Origin of the sequence: Marinobacter metalliresistant (assembly GCF_038098645.1) — a bacterium.
Taxonomy (GTDB): Bacteria; Pseudomonadota; Gammaproteobacteria; order Pseudomonadales; family Oleiphilaceae; genus Marinobacter; species Marinobacter metalliresistant.
In genome coordinates this window covers 1586208-1598098 of sequence record NZ_CP101118.1, presented here as the reverse complement: position 1 = coordinate 1598098, position 11891 = coordinate 1586208, and the positions used below count along the sequence as shown (strand labels likewise).

Annotated in this window: 12 protein-coding genes; 7 read left to right on the top strand and 5 right to left on the bottom strand. The window is 57.7% G+C overall.

Annotated elements, in window-relative coordinates:
* Positions 1 to 203 precede the first annotated feature (203 nt).
* A complete protein-coding gene (locus NLK58_RS07420; protein ID WP_117617921.1) occupies positions 204 to 860 on the top strand; it encodes a protein-L-isoaspartate(D-aspartate) O-methyltransferase in 657 nt (218 codons plus the stop codon).
* A 39-nt stretch (positions 861 to 899) separates the two neighbouring features.
* On the opposite strand, the gene NLK58_RS07415 is transcribed toward NLK58_RS07420, so the two are convergent.
* Both NLK58_RS07415 and NLK58_RS07410 read right to left on the bottom strand, forming a co-directional pair.
* Positions 900 to 1706, bottom strand: a complete 807-nt coding sequence (locus tag NLK58_RS07415; RefSeq protein WP_117617920.1) for a DUF1338 domain-containing protein — start codon at positions 1704 to 1706, stop codon at positions 900 to 902.
* A complete protein-coding gene (locus NLK58_RS07410) occupies positions 1696 to 2817 on the bottom strand; it encodes an arginine N-succinyltransferase (RefSeq protein WP_117617919.1) in 1122 nt (373 codons plus the stop codon). The genes NLK58_RS07415 and NLK58_RS07410 overlap by 11 nt, the downstream gene beginning before the upstream one ends.
* Before the next feature lie 117 nt (positions 2818 to 2934).
* Here NLK58_RS07410 and NLK58_RS07405 point away from each other — a divergent pair, with 117 nt between their 5' ends.
* On the top strand, positions 2935 to 3363 hold the full coding sequence (locus NLK58_RS07405) for an Lrp/AsnC family transcriptional regulator (protein WP_117617918.1): 429 nt from the start codon (positions 2935 to 2937) through the stop codon (positions 3361 to 3363).
* A 376-nt stretch (positions 3364 to 3739) separates the two neighbouring features.
* Positions 3740 to 5422, top strand: a complete 1683-nt coding sequence (locus NLK58_RS07400; protein ID WP_341582440.1) for an AMP-binding protein — start codon at positions 3740 to 3742, stop codon at positions 5420 to 5422.
* A gap of 113 nt (positions 5423 to 5535) precedes the next feature.
* Here the strand turns inward: NLK58_RS07400 and NLK58_RS07395 are convergent, their stop codons facing one another.
* A complete protein-coding gene (locus NLK58_RS07395) occupies positions 5536 to 5730 on the bottom strand; it encodes a hypothetical protein (protein ID WP_341582439.1) in 195 nt (64 codons plus the stop codon).
* A gap of 134 nt (positions 5731 to 5864) precedes the next feature.
* Here NLK58_RS07395 and NLK58_RS07390 point away from each other — a divergent pair, with 134 nt between their 5' ends.
* Positions 5865 to 6764, top strand: a complete 900-nt coding sequence (locus NLK58_RS07390; protein ID WP_117617915.1) for a LysR family transcriptional regulator — start codon at positions 5865 to 5867, stop codon at positions 6762 to 6764.
* A 6-nt stretch (positions 6765 to 6770) separates the two neighbouring features.
* Here NLK58_RS07390 and NLK58_RS07385 read toward each other — a convergent pair whose 3' ends face one another.
* Entirely contained in the window at positions 6771 to 7478 is a 708-nt protein-coding gene (locus NLK58_RS07385) for a lysozyme-like domain containing protein (RefSeq protein WP_117617914.1), read from the bottom strand.
* Positions 7479 to 7577: 99 nt separating this feature from the next.
* Here NLK58_RS07385 and NLK58_RS07380 point away from each other — a divergent pair, with 99 nt between their 5' ends.
* Together NLK58_RS07380 and NLK58_RS07375 are read left to right on the top strand one after the other, a co-directional pair.
* Positions 7578 to 8408 (top strand): DUF2059 domain-containing protein, encoded by an 831-nt coding sequence (locus NLK58_RS07380; protein WP_117617913.1) that lies wholly within the window; start codon positions 7578 to 7580, stop codon positions 8406 to 8408.
* Between the two features lie 84 nt (positions 8409 to 8492).
* Entirely contained in the window at positions 8493 to 9674 is a 1182-nt protein-coding gene (locus NLK58_RS07375) for a Xaa-Pro peptidase family protein (RefSeq protein ID WP_117617912.1), read from the top strand.
* A gap of 8 nt (positions 9675 to 9682) precedes the next feature.
* Here the strand turns inward: NLK58_RS07375 and NLK58_RS07370 are convergent, their stop codons facing one another.
* Positions 9683 to 9961, bottom strand: a complete 279-nt coding sequence (locus NLK58_RS07370; protein WP_117617911.1) for a peptidylprolyl isomerase — start codon at positions 9959 to 9961, stop codon at positions 9683 to 9685.
* A 183-nt stretch (positions 9962 to 10144) separates the two neighbouring features.
* On the opposite strand from NLK58_RS07370, the gene NLK58_RS07365 reads away from it, so the two are divergent.
* Positions 10145 to 11731 carry an ABC-F family ATPase gene (locus tag NLK58_RS07365; protein ID WP_117617910.1) on the top strand — a complete coding sequence of 529 codons (1587 nt, stop codon included), beginning with the start codon at positions 10145 to 10147 and terminating at the stop codon, positions 11729 to 11731.
* Positions 11732 to 11891 lie beyond the last annotated feature (160 nt).

Here is an 11891-nt window from a genome sequence, read left to right as displayed (position 1 = left end):
TCTCAGCCCGTTGTTCGTTTTATTGTTTTTGCGTTCGGCGGTTGTTTCTGTGACTGTCGGTGAGTAAAAAGTAGTCAGATAATGCGGTGACCGCCGTTGTAAAAAAGTTACTGCTTTGTAACCGCCGGTAAGTGGTTGCCGAAGCTTCGGTGATTCAGCGGACGTCGGCGGTCGCAGGCGTTAACCAGAGGGGTAGGCAGACAATGACACAGGGCAGTGAATTCCAGTCCCGGAGAGCGTCTATGGTGGAGTATCAGCTCGTCGCCCGGGGAGTCGGGTCGCCACTGGTTCTTGAGGCCATGGGCCGGGTGGCACGGGAGAAATTCGTACCAAAGAGCATGCAGGACTGTGCCTACGATGACGGGCCGCTGCCCATTGGCGCCGGGCAAACGATTTCGCAGCCGTACATCGTGGCGTTAATGACGGAAGCTCTGGAGCTTCAGGGGGGCGAAAAAGTGCTGGATATCGGAACCGGGTCGGGTTACGCCGCTGCCGTTCTTGCCTGTATCGCCAGTGAGGTTTTCAGCGTGGAAAGAGTGCCGGAGTTGGCGGAACGGGCAACCAGAACCCTGGCGTCGGAAGGGTTTGATAACGTGGTGGTCCGCTGCGGTGATGGCACCCTGGGCTGGCCAGAACACCAGCCCTTCGATGGCATCATCGTGGCCGCCGGTGCGCCTGCGGTGCCCGAGGCGTTAAAGCATCAACTGGCTGTTGGCGGCTGCCTGGTGATTCCGGTTGGCTCCGAGCATTCCGTGCAGTCGTTACTGCGGATAACCCGGGTTTCGGAGAGCGAATTCAGAACCGAGGACTTCGGAGCTGTCCGTTTTGTCCCCCTGCTCGGTGAGCAGGGGTGGTCTTGACGAGATGGTTTTGGATGGAGTGAGCGGGCGAGAAGTTCCTCAGCCCGCGGCGTTGGTGCTCTCGAAAATCTTGTCTGCCGAGGCCGCCACGAATCCCGAATAGAGCTCGCCGTCCGGTTTCGGATACCGCAGTGCAAACTCGTAAAAGCAGCTCGGGATTGTCACGGCCTGATCGGAAAAGGTAAGAGGTACCCTGTCTGCCATGGTTGAGGACTGTTCCAGCAGATCTTCCGGCGATCCCTTCACCTCCCCGCCGGACGCATTCACCGTGTAACCATGATCTTTTAGCAACTGGTTAATGTCCGGCACCGTCCGGAACTGTTCCAGATGGTTGATGCTGACCGTGAAATGGTTGGCACGATAGCCCCAGGCAGCCATCCAGGCGGCATACTCGCTTTCCTGGAGGAGGTCCCGATACGTGTCGTAATCAATCGTCCAGTGGCGACCGGAATACAGGAAATTATCGGCCTTAACAGCGTCCGGTTGCACCTGAGCCACCAGGTTTTTCACCACGGCCTGTAATGCCGGTGAGCACTGATCAACGAGCAGCTCCGATATGAACACCTTGGGGAGTTCCCTGGAGGGGTGCTCATAATGCCGGGCGTACAGTTTCTTGGCCTCAAAACGGTATTCGCCGCCTTGCTGGTAACCAAGGCTCAGAAAGTGTTCAGCCAGGGCCCCGAGCCGCACCGGATCGAGGTTGAAGGTGCGCAGTGCAATGTGGTCATTGACGATGGCCTGTCCTTCTTCGGCACCCAGGATCTTGTGGATGCGCTCGGCGGAAGGGGTCACCTGACGATAGGACTCCCAGAGCCGGGCGAACAGTGTGTCCGGATCAGTATGCATAGTGAATCTCCTCGGTGGCGTGTGTATGGCGGGTCTGCTGACCAGGCTGTGACTGTTGGCGGGTTGCGGCCAGAGGAAGACAGCAGGCCGGGCTGCCATCGCCCAGAGCCAGATGCTCTGCCAGTCGGGCTGCCACCACAACACGGCCGGCTCCGGGTTCCGGATACGCCTGGTCGGTCACGGTTGCCCTGAAATCGGAACAGCTGGCGTTGGCAACGATGGCGGATGGATAGCCCGCACTCTCATCATTCTCTGGGAACTTTGTCCCCGCGTGAAGCTGAACCTTGCCCATGTGCGTGTTGCGCACACTGGCGATCTCCGCCTTCGGGCACTCCAGTGTCGGGCCGCCGTCAAGGAGATCGACAAAACCCTGATGCCGGAAGCCCTCCCGTTCCAGCATGTGCCGGGCCGGGCGGGTGTCTTCGTGAACCTGGCCGATAACCGCCCGGGCTGCATGGCTCATCTGTTGAGTATAGAACGGCATGGCGGGTATGAATTCCTCAATAAAGCCGGTGTGCCCGGTGCAGGCCAGTTGTGTGGCTGAAGCAAAGTCCAGGTCGGCAACATGGTGTTTCAGCCAGTCCCAGAATGGAGACCGCCCGGCCTGGTCTGAAACACCCCGCATTTCCGCGATGACGGTGTCCGAGAACCGCTCAGGGTGAAGTGCCATGAACAGGAAACGCACCCGGGAAAGAAGTTTGCCGGCATTGGCCCGACGAAACCCTGGTCGCAGGTAGAGTGAACAGATTTCGGTGCAGCCGGTGTAGTGCTGGCAACGGGTCAGGCTTTCCTCAGTGTGCCGCATCCGGCGGACGTTGGCGTGCTGGATAACCGCATTGCGACGAAAGTGGACGAGTGGCCGGTTCAGGCCAGCTGCGGCTTCAATACCGGTCGTGCCGAGGATCTCTCCGGTCGCGTTGTCCTCCAGGACAAACAGGTAGTGCTCATCACCCGGTGCGGTGACGGGCCTGGCGAAGCTCGATACGGAATGGTCAATCTTTCGCGCAAGGGCATCCCGGTCTGGCAACAGCGAGGTAAAGCCTGGGCCGGATTCAACGGCAATGCGATAGAGCGCATCGAGATCCCAGGGGGTTATAGGTCGGATAATCATGGCCAGCGTCCTGAGCATTGTTTTGGCACAGTATGAGAGCAGGCAATGACAAATTGCAGTTTCAGAAAGGTCGAAATGGTCTACAATTAAGTCAAAATGAAAAATGGAATTGACAAAATGATCAACCTGCAGGACCGGAAGCTGCTGATGCTGTTACGCCAGAATGCCCGGGCCAGTATCACGGAGCTCGCCAAAGCCATGCATGTGTCCCGTTCAACCGTGCAGAATCGCATTTCCCGCCTTGAGGCCAGCGGCGTCATTCGGGGCTATTCGGTTCAGCTGGGCGGGGAATTCTCGGCCAGTCAGGTTGAGGCTCATGTGTCGATCAAGGTGTTCCAGAAACTGACTGGCCGGACAAACACGGCGCTGGAGGGTATCAGCCAGGTGTCACAACTGTTTTCGGTAAGCGGTGAGTACGATCTGATTGCCATCGTCCAGGCCCAGTCCCTGGAGGAACTGAGTGCCGTATTGGACGATATTGGTAACCTGGAAGGGGTGGAGCGGACCAACTCGGCGGTGGTCCTTGAAACCAGGTTTCGACGTTAGTGTCCTGTCTGGTGTCGGATCAGGCCAGTCCAGGACTGGAGCTTGAGGGTCAGGTCCCCAGCAAGCCTGCGTAAGCGCAATAGAGGAACGCTGCCGAACCCGTGAGGATAACGCCCCAGGCGGGAAAAATCAGAAAAGAGCGATTCGATGTTCTCATGGTCACCTCCTAAAGTGATGGAACGCATACGCCACAGTCCTCACTGTAGATCAAACTTGACCAATGTCACGAAAGCTTTTGAGAGACCGTTCTCACGGAAGTATTAATTGGCCAATCGCCCGGGCATTAAATGCTATTGAGTGCGGGTGAAATGGCGCTAGTATGAACAGCAATTCAGAATCTGAAACAGGCAGTACAATAACAACAAAGGAGCCGTTTATGGCGGTAGATCCCCGGAAGCAGACCTCACTCCATTGCCTGTATTATTGGGCAGAGGAAACCCCCGATCATGTCTACCTGACCCAGCCATACCCGGATGGCCGTGTTGAGGGCATCACCTGGAAGCAGGCCGCTGACCAGGTGTCCCGGATGGCAGCTTACCTGAACAGACTGGGCCTGTCCGAACCGAGCAATATCGGTATCCTGGGCAAGAACAGCGCGCACTGGATCCTGGCCGATCTGGCAATCTGGGCCGCCGGCCACGTGTCGGTGCCGCTGTATCCCACCCTCAATGGTGATACTGCGGCCTATGTGCTTGAGCACTGCGAGGCAAAACTGTTGTTCCTCGGTAAGCTCGATGGTATGGCAGACGGCTGGAACGACATCAAAAACCACATTCCGGACGATTTGCCGCTTATTTCCCTGCCCATGTCACCAAGGGACGACACGCCAAAGTGGCTGGAGATCATCGCCGGCCAGGAGCCTGCGGAACCGAAGCTGCCAGACCCGGATAACTTGGCGACCATTGTTTACACATCCGGCAGTACCGGCCGGCCCAAAGGGGTGATGCACAGTTTCCGTACCATGATTTCGGTGGCAGACGGGTTGCAGCAACTGTTCCCGGTCTCTTCCGGTGAACGGATGCTTTCCTATTTGCCGCTGGCCCATGTGGCAGAACGTGCGGCGGTGGAAACCCAGTCCCTGTATTACGGCTTTCATCTGTACTTCGCCAATTCCCTGGATACCTTCCAGGAAGATCTTCAGCGGGCGCGGCCGACGCTGTTCTTCTCCGTTCCCCGCCTGTGGATGAAGTTCTATCTGGGTGTAAACGCCAAATTGCCGCCCAAAAAACAGAAGCTGCTATTCAGCCTTCCCATCGTCAGTGGCCTGGTTAAAAAGAAAGTACTCAGGCAACTGGGGCTGGATCATTGTCGGGCGGCCCTCACGGGTGCCGCGCCCCTGTCAGCCGACATCGTCAACTGGTACCGGAATCTCGGGCTGGAGTTGCTGGAGGTCTACGGGATGTCCGAGAATTTCGGCTACTCCCACGCCAACCGGCCGGGTCAGGCGAGGGCTGGCTCTGTCGGTATGGCCAATCCGGGTGTGGAACATCGCATTGGCGAGGGGGGCGAGGTTCAGGTAAAGAGCCCTGGCCAGATGCTGGGTTATTACAAGAATGATGAAAAAACCAGAGAAGATCTCACCGGGGATGGTTTCCTGAAAACCGGAGACCTGGGAGAAATTGACCGGGATGGCAGCCTCCGGATAACCGGCCGGGTGAAAGACCTTTTCAAGACCTCGAAGGGCAAGTACGTTGTTCCGGTTCCCATTGAAAACCGTTTTAACCACCCCAAAGCTGAAGTGGTCTGTGTTGCCGGTGCCAACCAGCCGCAGCCGTGCCTGATGATCCTGCTTTCGGAGGAGGCGCGGGGTGAACTGGAAACCGGTGCCGATCGCAGTGAACTGGAGCAGGAACTGGCGGCTGAGCTGGATGCGGTGAACGCGGAGTGTGAATCCCACGAGAAGGTGGCGTTCGTAGTGGTGGTCAGGGAGCCCTGGACCATGGTGAACGGCATGTTGACGCCGACCATGAAGATCAAGCGGAATGTGATCGAAGACTTCTACAACCAAAAAATGGACGGCTGGTTCAGCCAGAAGAAAAAGGTAGTCTGGGAGTTCTGATCCCCTGACGTAAAACACCGGTGGCCCCTCGGGTGCCGCCGGCGTTTTCAAATCCCTGTGTTTTGTTTCCAGCCTGCGCGGTCCTCGCGTTCATGCCGGATTTCAGCGTTGGCTCAGTGGCCACCTTGCATCCGGGTCATGTCCGGAGCAACCTGTGCCGCTTTCCGGTTGAAGCTCCGCATCTTGCGACTGAAAAACTGAACCGCCTGCTTTGCCGCAGCACGGGTATACTGGCGCCTGACCTCAGCACTGTTGTGGAGGATACTGGACGGCAGCGGGTGAACGGTTGCGATATGGTTCTGAGTCATAGCGCCTTCCTCCTTTAATCTAATCGGGTGGACTAGTTAGTTATCTACCTTTAATTTACACGGTATTCTAAGGGTTCTTATTTGCAGCTTAAATACGTTAAAATCCGTACTCACGTTGCAAATATGCAGTAACTATGGACTGGGATTATCTTCGATATATCAGGGCTCTGGCAATAGGCGGAACGCTTGCCAAGGCCGGTGAATTACTGGGTGTGCACCAAACCACTGTTTTACGGCGACTTGACCAGATGGAGGAGTCGCTGGGTGTGCAGTTTTTTGAGCGAAGCAGAGACGGACTGCAGCTTACACCAGTGGGTGAAACGGCTTTTCGGGAAGCCGAGCGGCTGGCAGTGGAGATGGAAAATCTCGAACGCAAACTGGTGGGGCAGGACTCCGCGCCGGTCGGCAAGGTGCGCCTGGCAGCCGAAGACGCCATGATGAATGAGTTGCTCAGCCCGATACTGGCGGAGCTGGTGCGGGAGTTTCCGGATATTGAGCTGGAAATTCTGACGGACAACGACGTGGCCAACCTCAGCCATCGGGAAGCGGACCTGACGCTCCGGCCGGAAAACAAGCCGCAGGCAACCCTCGAAGGAGAGCGGATTGCAGCCATCGAATCGGCGGTTTACGGCTCCGCGCGGTATTGTCGGCGAAACCGCAACATGGACATTGAGAATCATCCGGAGGCCTGCCTGTGGGTTATTCCCGATGAAACCTTCAGCCATCTGGCCACGGGTCGTTGGTATCGCAAGCATCTGAAGAACGTGGCATCTGTCATTCGCTGCAACAGCCTGCAGTCCATGCATGCCCTTGCCAGGGCGGGCGCCGGTCTGGCGGTATTGCCGTGCTATCTGGGTGAAGGTACCCGTGAGCTTCGTCGCCTGTCAGACCCGTTGGAAGGCGAGAGTGTGGATCTGTGGTTGCATGTGAACCAGGATACTCAGCAGATGGCTCGTGTCCGGATTGTCATGGAGTATCTGGTGGAGCGGCTGCAGGCGCTTGAACCCCAGTTGGAGATCAGAACAGCGCCTTAACGGGATTCAGCCACAGAAAGGCCAGAACTGGTACCAGCGCCAGCACTGGAACTCCTGTTCACAGGTTTTGAGCTGATGGTCATATCGAAAGGCCCGGGTCTGCACCCGGGAGGCGAGGGCCGTCACGGCCGGTTTCTGCACGAAAGTCTTACGGGCATAACCACCCCGGCCTTCGTGGTAAGCGAGATACAGTTGCCGCGGGGCTGAAAACGGAATATCCAGCTGCCGGTGGGTCAGATGGTTGTACCAGCCGACAAAATCCAGCGCGTACTCCATATCGGTGCGAACGGTAAACCAGCCCTCACCATTGGCCTGCAGGTATTCCTGCCAGGCCGGGTCCAGGGCCTGGGCATAGCCGTAGGCGGTTGTCGGTCTGGTCCAGGGAATAAAGCCCCAGAGCAGCGAGCGCGGCGGGCGGGCATGGCTGCGGAAGGACGATTCGTAGTAGACAAAGGCCATTTGCGTGGCGATCGGTGTGCCCCACCGTTGCTCGGATTCGCGGGCGTAGTCATACCAGACCGGATGTTCCCGGAAGATTTCGCACAGGTTCTCCGGGTTAGCCGGAGGATCCGGTGCCAGCAGGCTGAACCGCAAAGTGGCCCAGGTGGCCATCAGCAAACCCAGCACCGGCAGTCCGTACCATCTGGTCCGGCTTCTCCAGGTCTCGATGGCCGTCCGGCGGCGTCTGCTGTTCCGGCGAGGTTTCTTCCGCATTCCTACCAAACCGTCATCTCCGGGACCGAGGGATTGCTTGCTGCATGCATCACACTCATGGCATAAGGGAATCAACAATACGTCCGGGATGATAGGTAAATGAAGCGATTTGCCCTAGTTAAACCTCTTTTAGTCACAGCCCTGCTCTTTGCCGGAGCGGTCCAGGCGGCACCGGATGCCCGCCAGGTTCTGGCGGCATCACCTGTTGACGATATTGTCGCCAGATATCCTGCCATGATGAGCCAGGGCATTCGGGAAGGTCTGAAACGGAGCGGCCGGTTGCCGCCAGTGGTGGCGGATACGATCGGTAATGTGGTGAGCAACAGTTTCAGGGCCGCTGATATTGAGCAGCAGATTATTACCGATTTGCAAAAACAACTGACGGACGCACAGCTTGAAGCGGTGCAGGACTGGTATGAAACACCGGTTGCAAGGAAGATTTCCGCCGCCGAGATTGCCGCTTCCGCGCCCACTGCCTGGCAGCAGATCCAGGCCCGCGCTCCGGAACTGAACAGCAAATACAAGGGCACCCGCAAAGCGGACATGTTTGATCGCTTTGATCGCGCTTCCCGCGCTACTGAAAGCGCGGTGGATACAACCATCGCAGTACAACTCGGGCTGGCAACGGCCATGGCTGCGTTCAGCAGTGATTCGGTCAATTACGATCAGCTCCGGCAACGCATTGAAAGCCAGCGCAGTATGCTGACAGGTGTCGTCGGCCAGCAGGTGTACGACAGCTATCTCTATACCTACGAGAATATCGGAGCCCAGGAAATGAACCTGTATCTGGGGTTCCTGGAAAGTCCCGCCGGTGCTGCGTTCTCAAAGGTTGTTACCAACAGCATCCAGCAGGCGATTACCGACCCGATCGAATCCGTTGGCAGACAACTGGCGCAGTTTCTTTCACCGGCGCCCGCAAACAGCCAGTAAATGCTGCTGAAAGTTCTCTAAAATTTGTGAAAATGCAAATTCGGGTCCACTCTCCTTGTTAAGAGTAACCGAGGAGGTGCGACCATGGATTTTAACGCCTATCAGAAAGCGCTTCCGGCAGAACTAAGGGGCTCTGAATGCCCCTTCGGAGCGAAAGAATTTGACCATCGGCTTGCCCGGGTTAGGGACCGGATGGCCGCTGAAGACATGGACGCGCTGCTGCTGACAGACCCTTCCGATATTTTTTATCTGACCGGTTACAGTACTTTTGAGGTCTCCGTTCACGTTGCCCTGTTGGTCACCGGCTCATCCCTGCTGTTGCAGGTGCCGTCCATTGAAATGGGGCCGGCCATGGTGACCACCCGGGTTACCAGCGTTACCGGCTACCGGTGGGAAGGCATTGGCGAAGTGCTGTCACCATTGATTGATGCCCTCAATGGTTCCGCGGATATTGTCGGGATTGATGCCTGGCACGGTTCGCTCCGGCAGGGCGTGCTTGAAGGCCTGAAAGCAAGGCTCTCCAGCGTTCGGTTTGTTGATAGTGGCGGCCTCGTAAAGAAGATTCGCATTGTCAAATCCGCGGGTGAAATCCAGTACTTGCGCGAGAGTGCGCGTATCACCGCAGAGGGGTTAAAAGCGGCGGCTGCCGAAGTCCGGCCAGGGTTAACGGATAACGACATTGCCGCAGTTGGTGCCCGGGCCCTCCTGGAAGCCGGCAGTGAGTTCATGAGCATGCAACCCATCGTAACCGCAGGCCGGCGCAGCAGCGTGATTCACACCAACCACAAACGCTGCCGGATAGAGCAGGACGAGCCGGTGTTTCTGGAGTTCGGTTCCTCCTGGCAGCGCTACACAGCACCCATGATGCAAACGGTGGTGGCCGGAACGCCATCGCGGGAAATGCGACAGGTGTTCGACGGTTGTCGACGCGTTGTGGACGCCCTTCTGGCGGCAGTGAAACCGGGAGTGACCTTTGATTCTGCCGCCCATGCAGCGGAAAAAGCCCTGGCCCCCCTTGCCGGCACCGTGTTTTTCTCCGGCGTATTTGGCTACACCGTAGGTGCCCAGTTTCCGCCCTCCTGGGTGGAAGGTTCGGGCTTTATCGCACGTGGTGGTAACACGGAATTCAGTCCCGGAATGGTGTTCCATCTCCCGATTTGCCTGCGCGTGCCCGGGAAATGGGGTATCGGGTGCAGTGAGACAGTTCTGGTGACGGATGCCGGCGCGGAGCCGATTACGTCCAACCCCTGGACGCTCGGCTCCTGAGAATCAGATCAGTTGCGGCTGGTCACTTCCAGCAGGTGATAGCCGAACTGGGTCTTGACCGGGCCGATCACGGTGTTCAGCTCACTGTTGAATACGGCCTGGTCGAACTCGGGAACCATCTGGCCCGGGCCGAAAGAGCCCAGGTCACCGCCGTTTCGGCCGGAGGGGCATGAAGAGTGTTGCTTTGCCACTTCGGCGAAATCCTGGCCGCCTTCGATGGCTTTTTTCAGTTCTTCACATTTTGCTTCGCTGTCTACCAGAATGTGGCGTGCGGTTGCTTGTGCCATGTTCAATATCCTGTTGTCGGATGAATGGGTTAGTCAGAATGGGAATGCTGCCCGGACCGCACGCCGGAGGCAAGTGCTTTTTATCCGTGTTTCTGCGGCCTCACAGTCCTGCCTGCAAACCTGTACAATGCCGGCTTTCTTTTAGCCGGCGCCCGGCCGGCCCCACATCGACAGGTTTGTTTCTTGATTTCCACCGCCAATATCACCATGCAATTCGGGGCCAAGCCCCTGTTTGAAAATGTTTCTGCGAAATTCGGCAACGGCAACCGCTATGGTTTGATCGGGGCCAACGGCTGCGGCAAATCCACGCTGATGAAGATACTCGGTGGTGACCTCGAGCCCTCTGCCGGCCAGGTCATGCTGGAGCCCAACACCCGGCTCGGCAAACTGCGCCAGGACCAGTTCGCCTATGAGGACTGCTCGGTGCTGGACACCGTCATTATGGGCCATGAAGAACTGTGGAACGTTAAAAAAGAGCGGGACCGCATCTACTCCCTGCCGGAAATGAGCGAGCAAGACGGCATGGCCGTGGCGGACCTGGAGGTGCAGTTCGCTGAAATGGACGGCTACACCGCCGACGCCCGCGCTGGTGAGCTGCTGCTCGGCCTCGACATCCCGCTGGAACAGCACAATGGCCCCATGAGCGTCCTGGCGCCGGGCTGGAAGCTGCGGGTACTGCTGGCTCAAGCGCTGTTCTCCGATCCGGACGTACTGCTGCTGGACGAGCCCACCAACCACCTGGACATCAACACCATCCGCTGGCTGGAAAGCATCCTGGTGGCCCGCAACAGCACCATGATCATCATTTCCCACGACCGGCACTTCCTGAACAGCGTGTGCACGCACATGGCGGATCTGGATTATGGCGAACTGCGTCTGTTCCCGGGTAACTACGACGAATACATGACCGCCGCTACCCAGGCTCGCGAGCGCATGTTGTCAGACAACGCCAAGAAAAAGGCCCAGATTGCCGAGCTGCAGCAGTTTGTCAGCCGCTTCTCGGCCAACGCCTCGAAGGCCAAACAGGCCACCTCCCGCGCCCGCCAGATCGACAAGATCCAGCTGGAAGAGGTAAAGCCCTCAAGTCGGGTGAGCCCGTTTATCCGTTTCGAGCAGGGCAAGAAACTGCACCGCCAGGCCGTGACCCTCAGGAACATGACCAAGGGCTTTGATGAAAAGCCATTGTTCAGGAACCTGAACCTGCAGGTTGAGGCCGGTGAGCGGGTAGCGATCATCGGCCCCAACGGCATCGGCAAAACCACCCTGTTGCAGTGCCTGTCCGGCGCTTACGCGCCCGACAGCGGCGAAGTAAAGTGGACCGACAGCGCTGAAGTTGGTTACTTCGCCCAGGACCATACCGCAGATTTTGCCGATGATGACAGCCTGACTGACTGGATGGCCCAGTGGACCACCGGGGGCGAACAACTGGTTCGGGGTACCCTGGGGCGCATGTTGTTCTCCGGCGACGACATCGCCAAATCTGTCCGTGTGATCTCGGGCGGCGAGCAGGGGCGGATGCTGTTCGGCAAGCTGATTCTGCAAAAGCCCAATGTGATGCTGATGGATGAGCCCACCAACCACCTGGATATGGAGTCCATCGAGGCGCTGAACCTGGCGCTGGAGAACTATCCGGGGACACTGATTTTCGTCAGCCATGATCGGGAGTTTGTTTCTTCGCTGGCTACGCGCATCATTGAGCTTAAGGCCGACGGTGTTACTGACTTTAGTGGGTCTTATGACGACTATCTTCGTAGCCAGGGGTACCTCTAAGACTTAGACTCTGGGTGCGGGCGGACATGTGGGCCTGGCTTTCCAAAACACGCTCCTTGCGGCACGTCCATGTGACGCTTGGGCTCCGCCATCCATGGCTCCGCACAGTTTTGGAAAGCCAGGCCCACACGCCCGCTTCAATCTTGTGAGTAGCCTTCGG